The organism is Nocardiopsis yanglingensis (assembly GCF_045809185.1).
GTDB classification, from domain to species: Bacteria; Pseudomonadota; Gammaproteobacteria; order Xanthomonadales; family Xanthomonadaceae; genus Stenotrophomonas; species Stenotrophomonas yanglingensis.
In genome coordinates this window covers 23,659-43,353 of sequence record NZ_JBJNRH010000014.1, presented here as the reverse complement: position 1 = coordinate 43,353, position 19,695 = coordinate 23,659, and the positions used below count along the sequence as shown (strand labels likewise).

The following is a 19,695-nucleotide window of genomic DNA, read 5'->3' as shown; positions in this document are numbered from 1 at the left end:
CCTTTTCTTAGTTATTTAATGGCGCGGTAGGAAGCACAAATCTGGTACCACCGCTGTCTGAATTATTTTGGCATTGGCAGTGAACTATTCGTGGGCCGTTCGGACTCCTGAGACAGGTCAGTTGTATGCGGATACCGGCTCAGCCGGCGCAACAGACAGCCGCATGCCAACGGCATGCAAAACGGCCAATAAGGTTTTGAGCGTCGGGTTGCCTGTCGGTGACAGCGCCCGATAGAGCGCTTCACGGGTGATACCCGCCTCTTGGGCGACTGTTGCCAGTCCGCCGTAAGCCTCGGCCACGTCGCGCAGAGCGAGCAAGCCGACAGCGCGATGCTCCGCACTGTCCAGTTCCTCCAGTGCGGATCTCAGGTACTCCACCGCAAAGCCTCGATCAGAACGCAACTCGGCAATGGTGGCTTCGTTATGGGAGACCGAAGCGGCATGTTTGCGATTGCTCATTTATTTCTCCGTTTCCAATCCAACCAGTATTCTTTGGCCCGTTGGATGTCCGCATCCTGCGAGCGCTTGTCGCCGCCACACAGCAGGATGACCAGCGTCGCGCCGTGCCGGCCGATGTACACGCGGTAGCCGGGGCCGATGTCCTCGCGTAGTTCCAGGACACCTTCGCCGACCGGCTTGATGTCGCCAAAGATGCCCAAGGACACCCGTCGGAAACGGATTTCCAGCTTTGCCCGGGCCCGCGCATCCCGCAAATCGACCAACCAGTCGGCCAGCGGCACGGCACCATCCACGCGTTGGTATCGCCGGACTTCAATCATGGCTCAGACCTCATTGTAACTTATAAATTACAAACATCAAAATGAACCCCTCATGATGCAAGCCGGGTCGATATTGCCGGGCTGGTGACTTGCGACGAGTCATACGGTAACTTCTTGCCGCTCTGCGCCTCCACCACGTTCTTGCGCCGATTTGCCACCAATTCGGCTGCTTGCCGCACCGGGCCGTCCTCGGTATGAACGTAGCGCATGAACATCACGACGGTCTTGTGCGCCGTCAGCGCCATGCCGACCTTGACCGGGATGCCCGAATTGGCAATGTCGGTCGCAGAGCGGTGGCGGATGCCGTGCGTGCCCACGTGCTTGGCGCCAGCCGCCTTGAGCGCACGGCTCCAGCCGCCGTAATACTCACCCGTGGTCAGATGCTTGCCAGGATGGCTCGGAGAGGGCAGCACGAAACGGCTGCCCTCCTGCCGGGGTGCAGTCGAGAGTAGCCGGTAGGCTTCCTCGCTCATGGGCTTGGACATGCCGCCGGTCTTGCTGTCAGGCCAGACGACGCGCCGGTTCTGCAAGTCAACCCAGTTCCATTCCAGCGCAATGATTTCCGAGCGACGGCCGGCGAACTCGAATTGCAGGCGGATGCCCAAAGGGATGACGTAGTTCTCTAGTCCCTCCGACTCGATCTTGTCGAGCTGCCGGAACAAGTCGCCCATTTCTTCATCGCTGATGAGGTGAGTGGATTTGCCGGCAGGGAACATTGGGACGTGGCGGCAAGGGTTGGTGCCGTCGGGCCGATAGCCCCATACCTCGGCCATATTGAACATCTTTCGCAAGACGCTGAAGACCTTGTTCGCCTCGGTTTGCTTGTAAGAGAGCTTTTCCATGAGCCCGGCAATGTCGGGACGCTTCACGTCCTGAACCTTCTTGCGGCCTAGCAGCGGGATGATGTTGCGATTGATGACGGCCTGATAGCCGGCCTGAGTACTGAGCTTGTTGCGCTTCCTGGAGTAGTCCTCCATGAACTTCGTGCACAACTCCGTGACAGTGGGAGCCTGACGCGCCTGCGCCTTCTCAGCGGCTGGATCGCCGCCCCGGCGAACCTGGGCGAGCCATTCCTGCGCCAGCGACCGCGCCTGTTCGACAGTCAGCTCTCCGTACAGCCCCAACGCGGGCTTGCGACGCTCGCCGGCGTTCGTCCTGTACTGGAGCATGAACACCTTTCGTCCCGCCGGGGTGATCTTGCACAGGAAGCCGGGCACCAGCGTGTCGCGGAGTTCGACGGCTTCCGCCTGGGGTTGCGCCGTATCGACAGCGGACTTGGTGAGTTTGATCTTAGCCATGATGACTCCTTGGAACGACCCGGTTCCAAGGGCCGGATAGGAGTCAGGCGGTTGGAAGTCAGGTCAGGTTTCGGAAAGCACCGGCATATGTTGAACTCGCCTAAGTTATTGATAAACCTGCTGTATCTTGCTGTGGCGTAGTCCAGCGAATTTCGGTGCTGGAGTCATCGTGAAATAAAAAAGCCCGGAAACCCACGTTGGTGGAATTTCCGGGCTTCTCCGGTTCGTGACGAACCGTTATTGCCGCTGGTCCAATCGAGCCACAGCGTTCTAGCCCTCAAGTCATCCGAACACAGAATAGAGCGGTTAAGGCTTTCCGCGACGCGTAGTCGGCACCGATAAACGAGAGCAGGCCGGCGACCACGGCCGGTTCGGTACCGCTATTACCCAACAAGGTCGAGTACGGGGTCATCCAGTGGCTCGATTTCACGGGTGGGCTCCTTTCGTTCTGTTCCACCCTGCTCGTAGAAAAATCTCAACCTGCCGGGCACTCGACGGTTTCCACCCTTGAGATCTTTCGCCAAGTCTTCTGGCCCTTCACCATGAGACCGGGTTCCCACCACTCTTTGATACGGCTGCAGAATCGGTCTTTGTGTTCAATGTGCTCTTTGGGGAAGCCGGGCGGTGGATTCTCGCCCACAAAAATGAGGCTTGGGTCTGTAGACACAACATTGTGATTGACTGGGGCGCAGGCGGCTAATGCGCTCACTGCTATTGCAAGGAATAGGAATTTTGCCGATTTCATGTCAACTTTCACTTGGGCTTTGGATTCAAGGATGTCTAGCGGCCCTTTGCTGGAGCTTCTGAACCGTGGATGCCCGATTTTGTGACAGTTGTCGCTGATCGGCAGAAAGTGCTCCCTAAGACAAGTCGTGATGGATGAATGAATCCAGGGAAGCCAGACGTATGAACTGGATGCAGGGTTAGTGTGTCGAAGGGGATGGGTAATCGGCAACCCAGAAGGCAAAGGTGACCTGCAGACACAGTTGCGAGGGAACTCCATGAGCATCCATCGGCTTGCGTGTCTGAACCGAGGGCGGAGTGGGCGAGGACGGCACCTTCTTCTGAGCACCCGGGTGGATGCCTCCGGCCAGCAGACGCTGGGCATCGTCTCGCGCCTCCCTGGCGTTGGCCAGGCTCACGTCTGGATACAAGCCCAGCGCCAGCACCTTCTCCTTCCCCCGCGAAGCGGTACTTCCAGCGCCAGCTCTTGGCGCCGGCCACGGTGATGTAGAGGTAGAGGCCGCCAGCGTCGGACAGCTTCTGGGGTTTGTCGGCTGGCTTCGCGCGGCGGATCGCGACGTCGGTCAGGGGCATGGGGGTATCGGCTTTTCGTGGGCGGTGCGATACCCCTAGATATACCCCCCACCGTCTCATAGCCCGCAACGGAACGGCATGGACAAGGGTGGAAAACGAAAAAGCCGGAACCCCTTATTTGACGAGGGATTCCGGCTTTTCGTGGACCCTTGCGGACCCGGTATTGGTGGAGGTGGGCGGAATTGAACCGCCGTCCGAAGGCACTCCATCCCCAGCACTACATGCTTAGCTCACCGTTGAATCTCATCCCCGAGCAGCACGGTGTGCAAAGCGCACCCGGGAACCAGCCTGTTGTGTTCTAGTGCCGGACTGACAGGCAGCCGCCCAGCGCGATTCCATGATAATGACTCTACGCTGCGAGCATGGACACAAGCAGTTTCGAGGCTCCGCCTAAGTCGGCAGAAGGTCACACACCGCAGTTTTTAGGCTGCGAGAGCGACCGGAGCGTAGTTGTCGTCGTTGGCAACTAGAGTTTTGCAGCTGGATTTACGAGGAAAGCTACCCCCTCGGCATGCGCCAGGCGACTTCACAACCCCCGTCGAAACCAATGCACCCCCGGTTTCTTCAAGCATTGCAAGGCTTCTGGGGTCGATGCTGGCAAAAAGCTGACACCGACCCTGCCCAACGAAACGGATCTTACGGCAATCTTCCTGAACAGTCACGCGCGGTCAGGGCCGACGCTGAAATCGTTCAGCCGCCGCTGCTGTCCAGCGGCAGGCCGCGGGGCAGAGGCCGGCATGACAGCCGGCCCTGTTTTCCAACGTCGTGATGTCGAATCCCTGCTAGGGACGCCCAATTCCATTGCAAGCGCCCGGGTTGTTCAGTCCGGTCGAACTACTTGCAAGCGCGAATCGTGTCCGGATCGCCTCACGCCAAGTCCTATCCAGTGGGTAGAACCAGTGCGCCCGTAATGTCGCGTCATTGGGCCCTTGATCCTGGCTGGAATCACCTGCGCTTCCGTAGTGATTGAAAAGGAATGAACGAATTGCGCTTGCAACAATCGGACGCTTGTAGCATTGGCCAATGATCAAATTGGTGAAGCCGACAATCGGGTAGCCGGTGGATGGATAGGCAATGTTGGGTACCCATTTCAAGGGGTCTGCAATGTCTTGCGCGCTTGTGGGCGGACTAACGGCACCGATCGTTGCGGGAATGCTCACATCTTTGGGCGAAAACCCAATCACGCGGGCCACTTTCGTCGCATCGTCCGGGTTGGCCATCACGTCTGGGCCAGTGTATCCAATGCGGCCATTACCAGAATTGACGGTATCAAGCAGCGAGGTGTCTCCCGTTGCCACGGCAGGGAGAAAGTTTGAGGGCGCCGTGTTGTTTGAGAACAAGCCGGCGAAGCTCGTCTGGATCGAGAAGCCCGGCGCCGATCCACTCCAGTTGCTTTGCGGTTTGAGACTAGTCCCGAACAGGTCAACTGGCTTGCATGCCGCAGACAGAAAACGCGTGAGAACTTCAGTGCTACCGCTGCTCTCCGAGCGGTAAACCACAGTGATCGGGCCACTCTGACCCGACGACAAACCCGATGATAGTTGAGACCAGTCCGCGATCTTGCCTGAGAAGACACCACAGATCTCGTTGATGGACAGGTCAAGCTTCGCGCCAGGCTTGTTGAAGGGGATTACGACTGGTACGAGCGCCGTGGGAATCTGGATGAGCGCTCCATATTTTTGGTTGGTTGTGGGTACGTTGTAGGCGTTGGTGTAGTCGGACAACTCGGTCGCCGTAAGAACGGAATCGCTTGCCGCAAAATGTACTGTGCCGATGTTCCCGAAGAGACTGGGATCATTGCTGAGAAACGCTTTCTTCCCTTTGCCGGAGCCCGTTACGGCGTAGCTGAAGCTGTTTGGAAGAATGCTGTCTGCTGATCCCTTGTAGAGATTTGCCGGCACCGAGGCGCCGCCGCCTTGCACAAGGGACTGGGCGTAAGCCAAGTGGAACGGACTGGACAACGAGATAACGAGCAAAGCGGAGAAGGTCCTGATCGATTTCACGTTTACCTCCTGGCGGGCTGCTTTTGCAGAGGGGCGTCAAGGGAGGTTGCACACCCGTTGCTCGAACCCTCCAAGCCCCCCTATCCCTGAAGATCGATTCGATGTTCGATTGAATCAATGACATACCGCTTAAAAATCCTGTGGAAGATCAAACGGTCATCCTTCTGTGAAGCCATCACGCTGAGAACCGGTGGCCATTGGAGGAGAAGGGCTAGTCCATGGATGGTGGTGCTGCTTTTCTTTTCCCTGCAACAGGCTTGGAGGCGGGTCCAAGGCATGCAGAGGGCGGCACTCTCGCCGCCAGACGCTGGAGAAGGACATGGAAGATGAGCGCCATAAGGCTCAGGTGGTCTCGATGGAGGCCTTCAAGGCAGCCCGGATGGGGAAGATCCCACCGGAGCTGCTGGATATGTATGACGAGCTGACGCGTGACCAGCATGCGCTGGCGCAGATCTCGATCATTCTAGTGGCGGCGCTGCGGAGACGATTGGGCCTGCCGGACCTGTAAGGTCCAAGGGGCCGCCGCGGCGGCCCCTTCAGGAACCGACGCCGCTGAAAGCGGCATGATTCAGCTATGGTCAGACATACGCCAGTGGCAGCTCATCGGCGTCCCTGGACAGCGCAAGCCCTTCTGACCCGGAGATAGGTCATGGTCCTCGTGCCGCCATCAGTCGCGTCTCATGCTCGTGCTCTTGAACACGCAGATCGCTCTGTGCACGCGATTCAGAGGCCACCTGCAATCTGGAAAAGCTGTCCTCGATCGGCGTATTCAACGCAGTCTGATAGTCGAAACCCGCCCGTAGATGTGCCGGGGAGTCGAGTGCCCCCTGCACGACAAATGCTTGGCCACGATTTCCGACCACAAGGTGATCCACCTGACTCAACCCAGCCTGCTGGGCTGCGATGGTTCCGGCCATCGCCAAACGCTCAACTGCCTGATCCGGCAATCCGCCCTGGGTGCACGCCAGCCTTTCTGCCGCTTGGAAATTCTGCTTGTAGATGGCATTCGCCTCGTGGTCCGAATCGCGCGGATCGAGGGTGGCGGTGCGGCCAGCCGGTGAAAGGGGAGCCGGAGCCTGCTGCTGCGATTGAGCCGGCGCATTGAGCAGCGTGCCGTCTGAACGCGTGAGTTGCGCATTGATCGGGTGGACAGGCCCACGCGGGTCACCGTCCTGCGCCACACGCTGTAGATGCTTGCCGAACTGATCGGCATTACCCTGCAGGCTACGGGCTATCCCGATTGCGAACTCAAGACCATCACGCTGCGGCTGGTCGCCATAGCCAGCGCGAGCGATACCTGCCAATGGATCGAGATGTCCGAGGGGGCGCTCGACCATCTTCTGGGTTCGCTGCATGAATTCCTGCATCTGCGCTTCGCTGAAGCTGACCGAGACTTTTTCACCGGGATGGATCTGTCCCGGGCCCTCGGTCGATCCAGTTAAAGCCAGGTTCAACCCGGTGGCGATGTTGCGCTCCTCAACGGCTTCGTTTCGGCCACCAATCACCCTGTCCATAAAGCCCGGGGTCGGCACATCCGTGTCGACAAGGAACTGATATCTGCGCGCATCCACGTCCTCGCGGAGCGTTTCTCCGTCACGGGTAAAGGCGCGCACAATCGTCAGCTTCACGTTGTCGTCGTAGCTCAGTTGCTGGGTAACTGTGACCTTGCCGTCGGGAGCCGTGCTCTGGATCGCCGTGCCAGTATTGCGGCGCCCCGCGATATCGGCACTCACCAGGTCATTGACCAGTCCCACTTGCAGCCGCTGCTGGGAGCTGTAGTCCAACCGCTCCAGCTGAGCCACGTTGCTCACGCCGGGCGTCTGATCGGCCACCTGGCCTGTTGCGAGCATTCGGATGTAGGCCGCACGCGCGTCCGGGTCGCGCAGGTCAAAGTCGGCGGTCTGCAGTTTGGACTGTCCAAGCGCATCCTGGCGGCCGGCCATCACGCGCGCAATGCCTAGATCGACGCCCGCGCCCTGCAGGGATTCGATTGCCTTGTTGGGCCCGGTAACGACCCGTACATGGTGTTCGTCCAAACGGCTGATCGCGACACCGACCCCCTCCGCTTCAGTGAGCTGGTTCACCGTTGCGATGTGGCGGAACGCCACTTTCAACTCGCTCTGCTGGAATTGCTGGCTATCCAGCATCACCCGGCCACCGATCGGCAGCGTGGTCGGGTTGAAAGGGTTCACTCTGGCAGCTTGCTCAGCCGATGCAGGAGTGGATTTTCCCGCTTCAGGTGCGTTGGTGTCAGGCAGGGAGACGCGATAGCGCACACGGGCACCCACCTGCGACCCGGCTTCAAGCTCGACACCGGCCAGACGCTCTTTGCCCTCGACTTCGGCACGTGCGCCAACTGCAACCGACGCCTCAAGGCTGAACTGGGTGATGCGTTCGCGCTCGATATGGTTCTCGCCTGCCGTACCCGTTACCTCTGTCACCTTCTTCAACGTGGCACCCGCAAGAGCCACTTCTGCCTGAGTCTTCTCGATACTACGTCCGGCAACCTTTACAGCGCCGTCTGCGGTCCAGGTAATCGAAGCGCGGTCACCCGGCAGTTTTACACTGCGCTCAGTGGTAGAGCCGGAGTAGGTGGGGTCGATCGAATCGTCAGGATTGGAGGCCGTCGCAGTCATGCGAACTTCCCATGAAAAGGTGAGCCAGTCCCGAGTATAGACACCCTTCGGTTGATGGGGGCGGGACGGGCGGCCCTGGCGTTCTGCCTGACCCCAGCAGCAGAGTATCGGGGTTGATAGCATTCGGATTCCCGATCCGCAGCCAATGGAAGGACGCCATGTCGCTTGAAGTCGCCGTAACCGATGATCCCAGCGACGAGGCGCTGGACCTGATTGGCAGTGGCCTGGACCAGTTCAATCTGAACGCTGCGGGCTACGCCGATCGGCGCACGCTGGCGGTGCTGGTCACCGATCCGGCCAGTGGCGAGGTGGTAGGGGGCCTTGCCGGGCGAACGTCACTGGGCCTGTGGTTTGTGGATCTGTTCCATCTGCCAGCGGCCTACCGCGGCAACGGGCTGGGGTCGCGTGTGCTGGAGGCCGCAGAGGATGAAGCGCGGCGGCGCGGTTGCCGTTCCGGCGTGCTGTACACCCTCAGCTTCCAGGCACCGGACTTCTATGTGAAGCACGGATGGACCGAATTCGGTCGGGTGCCTTGCGACCCGCCCGGTACCTGCAGGGTGTTCCTCAGCAAGGATCTGTCAGCGGGGTGAGCGCCGCCGCCGCCCACGCGTCTTGTCAATCCGCAACTTGTTGTAGAGCGCCTGTCATAGCGGATTGCTAACTTCGTGGGCACGAATTTGCGACACACTGGCGACGACCATCCGGGCCAGGACAGACACGGAGACTGTGGGTGACCGATGCAAGCCAACAACGCAGCCTGCGGCAGCTGATCGGGCCGGTCGGTGCCGATTACCAGCGGCGCGCGCTGCCGCCGGGCTGGGTCTGGGCGGTGCTGGCGGTGCTGCTCGCAGCGACCTGGTTGACCGAGCTGCCGGCCACCGCGGCGGCGGCACTGGTCGCCAGCGCGGTGGTGGTGCATTGGTCGCAGCGCGGCCGCACCCATTGGCTGGGCTGGCGCCTGCCGGGCCTGGCGGTGCTGGCGGCCCTGCTGTGGGGGCCGGAAGTGCTGTCGCAGTGGTTCGAGCACGGTCTGGCCGTGGTCCTGATGTCGCTGGCCAGCTTGAGCATCGGCGTACATGTGTGGCAGTCGCGGCAGGTGGCCCGCCAGCTGCAGGGCGCGGCCGATGCGCTGGACGATACCCAGCTGCTGGCACTGCTGCCAGCGGATGCTGCCGAACTGGCCCGGAAATGGCGGGCAGGTGATGACCGTTATGCGCCGGAACTGGCGGTGGTGATGCACCTGGCGGTGATGCACGCAGCGCTGGCGCCGCGGATGCGCAGGCAGGGCGTTCTGGCCAGCTGAGCCGCATCGTGTTGTAGAGCCGAGCCCATGCTCGGCTGCTTCACCGCAGTCGAGCACGGCTCGACTCTACAGGGTGATGCGCAACCGCCTTACGCGTCGCGGTTACCGCGACGCATCACACGCTGCTTCTCGATCGCCCAGTCGCGGTCCTTGGCGGCATCGCGCTTGTCGTGGGTCTGCTTGCCCTTGGCCAGCGCGACTTCGAGCTTGATCTTGTTCTTGCTCCAGTACATCGCCGTCGGCACGATCGTGTAGCCATCGCGCTCGACCTTGCCGACCAGCTTGTCGATCTCGCTCCGGTGCAGCAGCAGCTTGCGATCGCGCCGGTCGTTGGCCACGACATGGGTCGAGGCCTGGATCAGCGGAGTGATCTGCGCGCCGATCAGGAAGATCTCACCATCCTTCACGTAGGCGTAGGCGTCGACGATGTTGCCGCGGCCAGCACGGATCGACTTCACCTCCCAGCCCTGCAGGGCCAGGCCGGCTTCGAAGCGGTCTTCGATGTGGTACTCGTGGCGGGCACGCTTGTTCAACGCGATGGTTTTGTTGGCCGTCGCGCTCTTTGCTTTATCCTTGCCGCTGTTCTTGCTCATTTCCGTATTGTCTCCGATTCGGGCCCGCCCGGTCGATTGCCGAAACGTCCTGTATTCATGCCTACTATCCGCCGCAGCGCCCTGGTCGAACATTCGGCCGCGCGCATGTTCGACCTGGTCAATGATGTCCAGGCCTATCCGCGCCGTTTCCGCTGGTGTTCGGCTGCCCAGATCCTGGAGCAGGGCGAGGACCGACTGGTAGCGCGTCTGGACCTGGGCCTGGGGTCGTTCAGCACCTGGTTCCAGACTGAAAACACCCTGCAGCGCCCGCACAGCATCGACATGCAGCTGCGCGATGGCCCGTTCAAGCAGCTGCACGGCCGCTGGGAGTTCCATGCGCTGGCCGAAGATGCCTGCAAGGTGACCCTGACCCTGGACTTCGAGCCCAGTTCGCGCCTGCTCGGTCCGGCGCTGGCATTGGGCTTCCAGAGCCTGGCCGACCGCATGGTCAACGACTTCATCCGCGTTGCCGACGAGGCCTGAGCGATGATCGAGGTCGAGGTGGTGCTGGCCTGGCCGCAGCGGGTGCTCTCGCGCCGGTTGCAGCTGGACGAGGGCGCGACCGTGGCCGAGGCCATTGCCGCTGCTGCGCTGGAAGGCAGTGCCGACTGCCCGGCGGCGGCCGTGCATGGGGTACTGGCGCGCCCGCAGCAGGTACTGCTGGATGGCGACCGCATCGAGCTGCTACGCCCGTTGCAGGCCGACCCCAAGGACAACCGCCGGCGACGCGCGCTCGGCGGTTGATTCCCGCGACCCGTCCCAGGGGACGGGCAGGGGGCCTCAGCGGCCCTTCTTCTTCTTGTCCTTCGGCAGGTTGCGGCCGAACTGGCGCACGGTCTGCTGGGCCAGGGCCTTGTCGTTGCCCGGGAAGTAGTCACCTTCCCAACGGGTCACGTTGTCGTTCTCGAAGAACACCACGAAGTTCTTCACCTCGGTACGGCCCAGGCGGTTCACGCGCTGGCTGGAGGTGTAGTCCCAGCGCTGGGCGTGGAACGGGTCAGGAATGGACGGGGTGCCCAGCAGCGCAGTGACTTGCTGCTTGCTCTGCCCGACCTGCAGCTTGGCCACGGCATCTTCCCGGATCAGGTTGCCCTGATAGATGGGTTGCTTGTAGATGATGCCGCACCCGGTGGTGAACAGGGCGACGGCGGCGACCAACAGGAGATTGCGCATCGGGACTGGCGGTTGGGGAAATCAAACCGATGATACACTCCCGGCGTGCCACCGCGACCCAATCCGAGGCAGCTGGCGCTAAATCGCCAATGAACGGAGACCTATGGAAACCCACGACCTGCGAAAAGTCGGCCTGAAGGTGACCCATCCACGGATGCGGATCCTGGCGCTGCTTGAACAGCGCAATGCCCAGCACCACATGACCGCCGAAGACATCTATCGCCAGCTGCTCGAGCATGGCGACGAGATCGGCCTGGCCACGGTCTACCGGGTGCTGACCCAGTTCGAGGCCGCCGGCCTGGTGCTGAAGCACAATTTCGAAGGCGGCCAGGCCGTCTACGAGCTGGACCGTGGCGGCCACCACGACCACATGGTCGACGTGGACAGCGGCAAGATCATCGAGTTTGAAAGCCACGAGATCGAGGAGCTGCAGCGCAAGATCGCTGCCGACCACGGTTACGAGCTGGAAGAGCATTCGCTGGTGCTGTACGTGCGCAAGAAGCGCAAGTAAGCCGTTCCGGCCAGCTGGATGCGACGAAACCCCGGGCTTGCCCGGGGTTTTTCGTTGTTCACAGTAGATCCACGCCATGCGTGGATGGCCCCATCAACACCTCCAGATCCACCGCCTCGGCCATGGCCCGGTTACCCGCATCGCCCGGGTGCAGGTGATCGCCGGAGTCGTAGGCGGCAGCCATCCGTGACGGATCGGCCGGGTCACGCAGCGCGGCGTCCAGGTCGATCACCGCGTCAAACGGGCTGTCCGTGCGCAGCCAGGCATTGAGCTGCTGGCGCAGGCTGTCCTTGTCCGGGTGGTAGTAGTCGTCCAGCGGCGTGCCGGGCAGGGCGCCGGCGAACGGTGTCAGCGTGACGCCCACGACCCGAACGCCTCGGCGGCGGGCCTGTTCGGCCAGGGCGCGATACCCCGCCTGCAGTTCGGCCAGCGTGGGCCGGGCCTGGTTCCGGGCGAACGCGGTGACGGGCCAGCTGATGTCGTTGATGCCGATCAGCACGATCACACTGGCCACGCCGGGCTGATCCAGTGCATCGCGCTGCAGGCGGGCCAGAACCGACTCGCCCATGCCGTCGCGCAGCAGCCGCCCGCCGGAAATGCCGGCGTTGACCACGGCGATGTCCCGCGGTGCCAGACGTGCGGCCAGGTGGTCGGTCCAGCGCTGGTCCTGGTCGAGGCTGGCGGTGGCGCCGTCGGTGATCGAGTCGCCGATCACCACCACGCCGCGTGCGCTGGTAGCGGCCTCGACCTCGATGCCGGCCAGGAACAGGCGGGCAGTGGTGCTGCTGGCCCCGCGCAGTGCCTGGGCTTGGCTCTGGTCGCCGGGCGCAATCCAACTGGTCTGTCGACCCTCCCAATGGAACGTCTGCACCGGCGTCGGCCCGGGCACGAAGACACTGACCTGCAGCGCCTGCCGGTCATCCGTGGCCAGTGGCAGCGGATCGCTCAGCCGTTCCTGCCCGGGGCCGATCAGCACCCCGGACTGGCCGTCGAAACTGAGCGGCTGCGGGGTGGCTCCCGCGCGTGCGGCCACGCTCGCCGCCCCGATCCGCAGCGGCTGGGTGCCGTAGGCGTTGCTCAACCGTATCCGCAGCCGAGGTCCGCCCAGGCTGATACGCGCTGTCTGGCGGAAGGTCTGGTCCTGAAGTGCGGCTGGGACAAGGGTCGGGAACAGGAACTCCGCGCCCCAGACCGGTTGCGGGCTGGCCTGCCAGCTGGCAACCCAGTGCGGGGCGGGGGCGGCGCTGGCTGCGCTGGACAGTGCGATCAAGGCGGTCGCGGTGAGCTGGCTGAAGCGGTTCATCGGGCAATCCCGGGAGGAGGGAGCGCCATGGTGATTCTCCGTCCATCTGTGAACTAGACTGCGCATGGACAATCATCTGTGAACTGGATTCATCGCTATGGCGCGACCCGACATCAACCGATCCGGCGAACTGGAAGTGTTCGTGCGGGTGATCGAGACCGGTGGCTTCTCCGCCGCGGCCCGCACCCTGGACATGACGCCGTCAGCGGTGAGCAAGCTGGTGGCGCGGCTGGAGCAGCGGCTGGGTACGCGTCTGCTGCAGCGTTCCACCCGCCAGTTGCAGCTGACCCCGGAAGGCTGTGCGTTCTACGAGCGTGGCCTGCGCGTGCTGGCCGACCTGGAGGAGGCCGAGCGCTGCGCCAGCGCACATGCCGAGCCGCGCGGACGCCTGCGGGTCAATTCCAACGTGCCGTTTGGCCAGCACTTCCTGTTGCCGCTGCTGCCGGCGTTCCTGGAGCGCAACCCGCAGGTGGGTGTGGACCTGACCCTCAACGACGAGGTGATCGACCTGCTGGAGCAACGTACCGATGTGGCAGTACGCGCCGGTCCGCTGAAGAGCTCCAGCCTGGTGGCGCGACGGCTGGGCGCGACGCGGATGATGATCGTGGCCGCGCCGGCCTACGCGCAGCGTCATGGACTGCCGCGCAGCGCAGAGGAGCTGCAGTCGCACAACCGGCTGGACATCGGTCATGCACGTGCGATGCAGGGCTGGCCATTGCTGCAGGACGGACGCGAGCGGATGGTGCTGCCCAGTGGCAACGCCCGCGCCAGCAACGGCAACGCGCTGCGCCAGCTGGTGCTGGGGGGCTTGGGCATGGCGCGGCTGGCGACCTACCAGGTGCAGGAGGACATCGCCGCCGGGCGCCTGCTGCCGGTGCTGGAGGAAGCCAACCCCGGTGACCTGGAAGAGGTGCACGCGGTGTTCCTGGGGCAGGGTGGCTATCTGCCGCTGCGGGTGCGCGCCTTCCTCGATTTTCTGGTGGAGCACGTGGATCTGGCGCGGCCGCTGGGGTAACGCCGCGCGCGGACGCGCGGGAGCCGAGCGTGGGCTCGGCTCTACATGTCGGTTTCGTCCGGGCGCACGTTGTAGAGCCGAGCCCATGCTCGGCTCAATGCGCTCAGTCCAGCGAGCTCGACGCGACCAGCAGCTTGCGGGCGGCGGCGCGCGCTTCCTTGCTCACTTCCACGCCGCCCAGCATGCGCGCCAGCTCTTCCTCGCGCGCCTTGGTGTCCAGCTTTTCCACCGCGCTCTGGGTCATGCCTTCCACCGGCGCCTTGCTGACCCGGTAATGGGCGTGGCCCTTGGAGGCGACCTGCGGCAGGTGGGTCACGCACAGCACCTGGCGCTTCTCGCCAAGGGCGCGCAGCTTCTGGCCGACGATGTCAGCCACCGCGCCGCCGATGCCGGAGTCGACCTCGTCGAACACCATGGTCGGCACCGCATCCAGGTCCAGCGCGGCCACTTCGATGGCCAGCGAGATGCGCGACAGTTCGCCGCCCGAGGCCACCTTGCGCAGGGCGCGGGGCGGCTGGCCGGCGTTGGCCGCGACCAGGAACTCCACCCGTTCGGCACCCTGCGGGTCCGGCTTGCCGGCGTCCTGTGGTTCCAGTTCGATCAGGAACTGGCCGCCGCCCATGCCGAGCTCGGCGATGATGCCGGTGGTGGTGGCCGACAGTTCGGCCGCAGCGCTGCGACGGCTGGCGGTCAGCACTTCGGCCTGTGCGCGCCAGGCGGCGGCGGCCTTGTCGATCTCGCCGGCCAGGCGCTGCAGGCGTTCGTCGGCGCCGCGCAACTGCTCCACTTCGGCATGCATGCGCTCGCGCTGCGCGCCCAGCTCGTCCATCGGCACGCGGTGCTTGCGGGCCAGGTCGTGAAGGCGGCCGAGGCGGCGCTCGTTCTCCTCGAACTGTTCCGGGTCGGCGTCGAGGTCGTCGTGCACCCGGTCCAGCAGCGACAGGGCTTCATGCAGTTGGATCGAGGCGTTCTCGATCAGGCCGTCCACCTCGCCCAGGCGCGGATCGTGTTCGATCAGGCGCGACAGTTCGTGGCGCACCTGCTGCAGCAGGTCCAGCGCGGAACTGCCGTCGTCGCCATTAAGCTGGTTGCTGGCCGCCTGGCAGGCGCTCAGCAGGGCGCTGGCATGGGCCTGGCGGCGGTGGCTGGCACCGAGTGCCACGATCGACTCTGGTTCCAGGTCTTCGCGGTCCAGTTCGCGCAGTTGGTGTTCCAGGAAGCCGATCCGGTCACTGACGTCGCCCTGTTGCGACAGCGCCAGCGATTCATCGACCAGAGCCTGCCAGGCCGCAGCGGCGCGGCGCACCTGGCGGCGCTCGTTCTCGTTGCCGGCATAAGCATCCAGCAGGGCCAGCTGCGACGGGCGCGTCAGCAGGGCCTGCTGTTCGTGCTGGCCGTGGATCTCCACCAGCAGCGAGGCCAGGTCGCCCAGCTGGGCCAGGGTCACCGGGCGGCCATTGATCCACGCCCGCGAACCGCCATCGGCGCGGATCACGCGGCGCAGCTGGCACTGTTCCTCGTCGTCCAGCTCGTTGTCGGCCAGCCACTGGCGCGCGGCCTGCAGCTGGTCCAGCGCGAACTCGGCCGAAAGCTCGGCGCGCGCGGCGCCGTGGCGGACCACGCCGCTGTCGGCGCGCAGGCCGGACAGGAAGCCCAGCGCGTCGACCATGAGCGACTTGCCGGCGCCGGTCTCGCCTGAAACCACAGTCATGCCTGGCCCGAACTCCAGTTCGGTGGCGCGGACGACGGCGAAATCCTTGATCGAAAGATGTCTGAGCATGGGTAAGGGGGTATCAGCAGCCGCGCAACGCTAGCACGCGCGCGAGGGAGGTCCAATGACTTGCCAAGGTGATGCGCCGCCATTATCTAGTGTCCGTGTCTCACAGGTTGATTCCATGCACGGTTCTCCCGACCAGCTTGCCCCGCGTGCGCGCCATCTGCTGCGCACGCTGATTGCGCGTTACATCCAGGACGGTGAGCCGGTTGGCTCGCAGACGCTGGCGCGCGTGGCCGGCCTGGAGGTCAGCCCGGCCACCATCCGCAACATCCTTGGCGACCTGGAAGACCTGGGGCTGCTGGCGTCGCCGCACACCTCGGCCGGACGCATCCCGACCGCACACGGTTACCGGGTGTTTGTCGACAGCCTGCTGCAGATGCAGCCGCCGGGCGAGGGCGAGCTGGCCCGGTTGCGCCAGGAACTGGCCGGCGGCGGCAGCACCCAGGCCCTGCTCGGCAGCGCCTCGGAGCTGCTGTCGGCGATGAGCCACTTCGTCGGCGTGGTCAGCGCGCCGCGGCGCGAGCAGTTCGCCTTCCGTCAGATCGATTTCGTGGCGCTGGACGGGCGTCGGGTGCTGGCGATCCTGGTATTTGCCGACAACGAGGTGCAGAACCGGGTCATCGAGACCCGCCAGGAGTTCGCGCCGGGCCAGCTGGAACAGGTGGCCAACTACCTCAATGCGCATTTTGCCGGCCTGCCGATGGCCGAGATCCGCACCCGCCTGCTGCTGGAGCTGCGCGATGCCCGTTCCGAGCTGGAGCAGCTGCTGGCGCATAGCATCGAGCTGGCCGAGCAGGCCCTGCAGCCGGCCGCCGACGACATGCTGGTGGCCGGCCAGACCCGTTTGATGGGGGTGCAGGACCTGTCCGACCTGGAGCGCCTGCGCGAGCTGTTCGAGCTGTTCTCCAGCAAGCGCGAGATCCTGCAGCTGCTGGAGCGGACCATCCAGGCCCCGGGCGTGCGCATCTTCATCGGCGAAGAGACCGGGATGATGCCGTTACAGGGCGTCTCGCTGGTCACCGCCCCGTACACCGCCAATGGCCAGGTACTGGGCGTGCTGGGCGTGATCGGCCCCAAGCGGATGGCCTACGACCGCATGATCCCGCTGGTCCAGGCCACTGCCGATGTGCTCGGCGCGGCCTTTTCACCGGCCGGGCGTACTCCCGGAACATCCGACGCTTGAAACGCAGCATCCCGCCCACACTAGGGTGGGTGGAGGCGGAGATTGACCGCCAGGGACCCAGACATGAACCACGAACATCCAGATATCGAATCCCAGCAGACTGCCGCCGATGCGGCCGCCGCCGCCGGCGTCAACGACGAAGTGGAGCGCCTGCGCGCCGAAGTCGAGCAGATCAAGGCCGATGCGCTGCGTGAGCGCGCCGACCTCGAGAACCAGCGCAAGCGCGTTGCCCGTGACATCGAGCAGGCCCGCAAGTTCGCCAACGAGAAGCTGCTGGGCGAGCTGCTGCCGGTGTTCGACAGCCTGGATGCCGGCCTGAAGGCCGCGGGCGACGACCCGCATCCGCTGCGCGAGGGCCTGGAGCTGACCTACAAGCAGCTGCTGAAGGTCGCTGCCGACAATGGTCTGGTCCTGCTGGACCCGACCGGCCAGCCGTTCAACCCGGAGCACCACCAGGCCATCAGCCAGGTGCCGGCCCCGGGCGCCGCTCCCGGCAGCGTGGTGACCGTGTTCCAGAAGGGCTACCTGCTCAACGAGCGCCTGCTGCGGCCGGCGCTGGTGGTGGTGGCTGCCGATTGATCGGCCGGGCCGGGCCATGCCCGGTCCCGGTCGTGCCAGGCCATGCCTGGCAAGGTTTTCCAAGCGCTGAACACAGCGTTCGGGAGATGGCTTGAATGTTCCACGAGCCTCCCCCACATCGTATTCATCCACCGGCCGAACGGCCGGACTGACCCCAACAAGCATCCTCAGGAGTCTCCCCCATGGGCAAGATCATTGGTATCGACCTCGGCACCACCAACTCGTGCGTGGCGATCATGGACGGCGGCAAGGCCCGCGTCATCGAGAATTCGGAAGGCGATCGCACCACCCCGTCGATCGTCGCCTACACCAAGGACGGCGAAGTCCTGGTGGGCGCCTCGGCCAAGCGCCAGGCCGTCACCAACCCGAAGAACACCTTCTACGCGGTGAAGCGCCTGATCGGCCGCAAGTTCACCGACGCCGAAGTGCAGAAGGACATCGCCCACGTCCCGTACGGCATCCTGGCCCATGACAATGGCGACGCCTGGGTGTCGACCAGCGACGGCAAGAAGATGGCCCCGCAGGAAATCTCGGCCAAGGTGCTGGAGAAGATGAAGAAGACCGCCGAGGACTTCCTCGGTGAGAAGGTCACCGAAGCGGTCATCACCGTGCCGGCCTACTTCAACGACAGCCAGCGCCAGGCGACCAAGGACGCCGGCCGCATCGCCGGCCTGGACGTCAAGCGCATCATCAACGAGCCGACCGCGGCCGCGCTGGCCTATGGCCTGGACAAGGGCGACAACAAGGATCGCAAGATCGTGGTGTACGACCTCGGCGGCGGCACCTTCGACGTCTCGGTGATCGAGATCGCCAACGTCGACGGCGAGAAGCAGTTCGAAGTGCTGGCCACCAACGGCGACACCTTCCTGGGCGGCGAAGACTTCGACAACCGCGTCATCGAGTACCTGGTTGAAGAGTTCAACAAGGACCAGGGCATCGACCTGCGCAAGGATCCGTTGGCCCTGCAGCGCCTGAAGGATGCTGCCGAGCGTGCCAAGATCGAGCTGTCCAGCGCCCAGCAGACCGAAGTGAACCTGCCGTACGTCACTGCTGACGCCTCGGGCCCGAAGCACCTGAACATCAAGCTGACCCGCGCCAAGCTGGAAGCGCTGGTGGAAGACCTGATCAAGAAGTCGATCGAGCCGTGCCGCGTCGCCCTGAACGATGCCGGCCTGCGTTCGAGCGACATCAGCGAAGTGATCCTGGTCGGCGGCCAGACCCGCATGCCGAAGGTGCAGCAGGCGGTGACCGAGTTCTTCGGCAAGGAACCGCGCAAGGACGTCAACCCGGACGAAGCCGTGGCACTGGGTGCTGCGATCCAGGGCGGCGTGCTGGGCGGCGACGTCAAGGACGTGCTGCTGCTGGACGTGACCCCGCTGTCGCTGGGCATCGAAACCATGGGCGGCGTGTTCACCAAGATCATCGAGAAGAACACCACCATCCCGACCAAGGCCTCGCAGGTGTTCTCCACCGCCGAGGACAACCAGTCGGCCGTGACCGTGCACGTGCTGCAGGGTGAGCGCGAACAGGCCCGCTTCAACAAGTCGCTGGCCAAGTTCGACCTGTCCGGCATCGAGCCGGCCCCGCGTGGCCTGCCGCAGGTGGAAGTGTCCTTCGACATCGACGCCAACGGCATCCTGCACGTGTCGGCCAAGGACAAGAAGACCAACAAGGAACAGAAGGTCGAGATCAAGGCCGGTTCGGGCCTGTCCGAGGAAGAGATCGCGCGCATGGTCGCCGACGCGGAAGCCAACCGCGAAGAAGACAAGAAGTTCCAGGAACTGGTGCAGGCCCGCAACCAGGCCGACGCCCTGATCCACGGCACCCGAAGCGCCATCACCGAGCACGGCAGCAAGGTCGGCGGCGATGTCATCGGCAAGGTCGAGGCGGCGCTGGCCGACCTGGAAACCGCGATGAAGGGTGACGACAAGGCACAGATCGAAGCCAAGTCGAAGGCACTGGAAGAAGCCGGCCAGTCGCTGTTCGCCGCTGCTTCGGCCGACCAGGGCGGTGCCGCCCCGGGTGCCGACGCTGGCAATGCGGGCAAGCCGCAGGATGACGTGGTGGACGCCGAGTTCACCGAAGTCAAGGACGACAAGAAGTCCTGATCCGGACCGACACGGGACGCTGGCCATCAGCGTCCCGTTGTCGCATCAGGGTCCTGACCGCCCACCGGCGTGTCGGGGCGCCCGACGCAAGAGCGGACCTGGTTCCGCTCTTCCGCT

At 63.9% G+C, this 19,695-nt stretch carries 20 protein-coding genes, 1 other RNA gene and 1 pseudogene; 10 read left to right on the top strand and 12 right to left on the bottom strand.

What is annotated here, in order from left to right:
• Window positions 1-117 precede the first annotated feature (117 nt).
• The 7 genes and pseudogenes from ACJ7C5_RS16880 to ACJ7C5_RS16850 all read right to left on the bottom strand — a co-directional run bounded on the left by ACJ7C5_RS16880 (window position 118) and on the right by ACJ7C5_RS16850 (window position 5,397).
• Window positions 118-459 carry an addiction module antidote protein gene (locus ACJ7C5_RS16880; protein WP_412704545.1) on the bottom strand — a complete coding sequence of 114 codons (342 nt, stop codon included), beginning with the start codon at window positions 457-459 and terminating at the stop codon, window positions 118-120.
• Complete coding sequence (locus tag ACJ7C5_RS16875) at window positions 456-779, bottom strand: type II toxin-antitoxin system RelE/ParE family toxin (protein ID WP_412704544.1); 324 nt, start codon at window positions 777-779, stop codon at window positions 456-458. The genes ACJ7C5_RS16880 and ACJ7C5_RS16875 overlap by 4 nt, the downstream gene beginning before the upstream one ends.
• 50 nt (window positions 780-829) lie before the next feature.
• Window positions 830-2,077 (bottom strand): tyrosine-type recombinase/integrase, encoded by a 1,248-nt coding sequence (locus ACJ7C5_RS16870; protein WP_412704543.1) that lies wholly within the window; start codon window positions 2,075-2,077, stop codon window positions 830-832.
• 923 nt (window positions 2,078-3,000) lie between these two features.
• Entirely contained in the window at window positions 3,001-3,327 is a 327-nt protein-coding gene (locus ACJ7C5_RS16865) for an Arm DNA-binding domain-containing protein (protein WP_412704610.1), read from the bottom strand.
• Window positions 3,275-3,394: pseudogene (locus ACJ7C5_RS16860) on the bottom strand (Arm DNA-binding domain-containing protein); the annotation flags it as partial. The gene ACJ7C5_RS16865 and the pseudogene ACJ7C5_RS16860, both read right to left, overlap by 53 nt.
• A 164-nt stretch (window positions 3,395-3,558) precedes the next feature.
• Window positions 3,559-3,951, bottom strand: a transfer-messenger RNA (tmRNA) gene (gene ssrA, locus ACJ7C5_RS16855).
• Between the two features lie 225 nt (window positions 3,952-4,176).
• Entirely contained in the window at window positions 4,177-5,397 is a 1,221-nt protein-coding gene (locus ACJ7C5_RS16850) for a substrate-binding domain-containing protein (RefSeq protein WP_412704542.1), read from the bottom strand.
• A 319-nt stretch (window positions 5,398-5,716) separates the two neighbouring features.
• Between ACJ7C5_RS16850 and ACJ7C5_RS16845 the strand changes: the two genes are divergently transcribed.
• Window positions 5,717-5,905: a hypothetical protein gene (locus ACJ7C5_RS16845; RefSeq protein WP_295555065.1), complete on the top strand. Its 189-nt coding sequence runs from the start codon at window positions 5,717-5,719 to the stop codon at window positions 5,903-5,905.
• Between the two features lie 139 nt (window positions 5,906-6,044).
• Here the strand turns inward: ACJ7C5_RS16845 and ACJ7C5_RS16840 are convergent, their stop codons facing one another.
• Window positions 6,045-8,033 carry an XVIPCD domain-containing protein gene (locus tag ACJ7C5_RS16840; RefSeq protein ID WP_412704541.1) on the bottom strand — a complete coding sequence of 663 codons (1,989 nt, stop codon included), beginning with the start codon at window positions 8,031-8,033 and terminating at the stop codon, window positions 6,045-6,047.
• Between the two features lie 158 nt (window positions 8,034-8,191).
• Here ACJ7C5_RS16840 and ACJ7C5_RS16835 point away from each other — a divergent pair, with 158 nt between their 5' ends.
• Window positions 8,192-8,623, top strand: a complete 432-nt coding sequence (locus ACJ7C5_RS16835) for a GNAT family N-acetyltransferase (RefSeq protein WP_088025685.1) — start codon at window positions 8,192-8,194, stop codon at window positions 8,621-8,623.
• A 140-nt stretch (window positions 8,624-8,763) separates the two neighbouring features.
• Window positions 8,764-9,336 (top strand): hypothetical protein, encoded by a 573-nt coding sequence (locus ACJ7C5_RS16830; RefSeq protein ID WP_093999978.1) that lies wholly within the window; start codon window positions 8,764-8,766, stop codon window positions 9,334-9,336.
• 89 nt (window positions 9,337-9,425) lie between these two features.
• Here the strand turns inward: ACJ7C5_RS16830 and smpB are convergent, their stop codons facing one another.
• On the bottom strand, window positions 9,426-9,929 hold the full coding sequence (smpB, locus tag ACJ7C5_RS16825; RefSeq protein ID WP_010484447.1) for an SsrA-binding protein SmpB: 504 nt from the start codon (window positions 9,927-9,929) through the stop codon (window positions 9,426-9,428).
• Window positions 9,930-9,986: 57 nt separating this feature from the next.
• On the opposite strand from smpB, the gene ACJ7C5_RS16820 reads away from it, so the two are divergent.
• Together ACJ7C5_RS16820 and ACJ7C5_RS16815 are read left to right on the top strand one after the other, a co-directional pair.
• Window positions 9,987-10,412 (top strand): type II toxin-antitoxin system RatA family toxin, encoded by a 426-nt coding sequence (locus ACJ7C5_RS16820; RefSeq protein WP_010484449.1) that lies wholly within the window; start codon window positions 9,987-9,989, stop codon window positions 10,410-10,412.
• A 3-nt stretch (window positions 10,413-10,415) separates the two neighbouring features.
• Window positions 10,416-10,673: an RnfH family protein gene (locus ACJ7C5_RS16815; RefSeq protein WP_088025688.1), complete on the top strand. Its 258-nt coding sequence runs from the start codon at window positions 10,416-10,418 to the stop codon at window positions 10,671-10,673.
• A gap of 36 nt (window positions 10,674-10,709) precedes the next feature.
• Here ACJ7C5_RS16815 and ACJ7C5_RS16810 read toward each other — a convergent pair whose 3' ends face one another.
• Window positions 10,710-11,102, bottom strand: a complete 393-nt coding sequence (locus ACJ7C5_RS16810; RefSeq protein WP_412704540.1) for an outer membrane protein assembly factor BamE — start codon at window positions 11,100-11,102, stop codon at window positions 10,710-10,712.
• Between the two features lie 103 nt (window positions 11,103-11,205).
• Between ACJ7C5_RS16810 and fur the strand changes: the two genes are divergently transcribed.
• Window positions 11,206-11,613 (top strand): ferric iron uptake transcriptional regulator, encoded by a 408-nt coding sequence (gene fur, locus ACJ7C5_RS16805; RefSeq protein ID WP_005409235.1) that lies wholly within the window; start codon window positions 11,206-11,208, stop codon window positions 11,611-11,613.
• Between the two features lie 58 nt (window positions 11,614-11,671).
• Here fur and ACJ7C5_RS16800 read toward each other — a convergent pair whose 3' ends face one another.
• Window positions 11,672-12,916: an SGNH/GDSL hydrolase family protein gene (locus ACJ7C5_RS16800; RefSeq protein WP_412704539.1), complete on the bottom strand. Its 1,245-nt coding sequence runs from the start codon at window positions 12,914-12,916 to the stop codon at window positions 11,672-11,674.
• Window positions 12,917-13,013: 97 nt separating this feature from the next.
• On the opposite strand from ACJ7C5_RS16800, the gene ACJ7C5_RS16795 reads away from it, so the two are divergent.
• A complete protein-coding gene (locus ACJ7C5_RS16795; RefSeq protein ID WP_412704538.1) occupies window positions 13,014-13,931 on the top strand; it encodes a LysR family transcriptional regulator in 918 nt (305 codons plus the stop codon).
• Between the two features lie 103 nt (window positions 13,932-14,034).
• Here the strand turns inward: ACJ7C5_RS16795 and recN are convergent, their stop codons facing one another.
• Window positions 14,035-15,711, bottom strand: coding sequence for a DNA repair protein RecN (gene recN / locus ACJ7C5_RS16790; RefSeq protein WP_412704537.1), 1,677 nt, complete (start codon window positions 15,709-15,711; stop codon window positions 14,035-14,037).
• A 115-nt stretch (window positions 15,712-15,826) separates the two neighbouring features.
• Here recN and hrcA point away from each other — a divergent pair, with 115 nt between their 5' ends.
• The 3 genes from hrcA to dnaK all read left to right on the top strand — a co-directional run bounded on the left by hrcA (window position 15,827) and on the right by dnaK (window position 19,578).
• Window positions 15,827-16,891, top strand: coding sequence for a heat-inducible transcriptional repressor HrcA (gene hrcA, locus ACJ7C5_RS16785; protein WP_008266321.1), 1,065 nt, complete (start codon window positions 15,827-15,829; stop codon window positions 16,889-16,891).
• Window positions 16,892-16,954: 63 nt separating this feature from the next.
• A complete protein-coding gene (grpE, locus tag ACJ7C5_RS16780) occupies window positions 16,955-17,470 on the top strand; it encodes a nucleotide exchange factor GrpE (RefSeq protein WP_412704536.1) in 516 nt (171 codons plus the stop codon).
• Window positions 17,471-17,652: 182 nt separating this feature from the next.
• Window positions 17,653-19,578, top strand: coding sequence for a molecular chaperone DnaK (gene dnaK, locus ACJ7C5_RS16775; RefSeq protein ID WP_032128291.1), 1,926 nt, complete (start codon window positions 17,653-17,655; stop codon window positions 19,576-19,578).
• The last annotated feature ends 117 nt before the right edge of the window (window positions 19,579-19,695 follow it).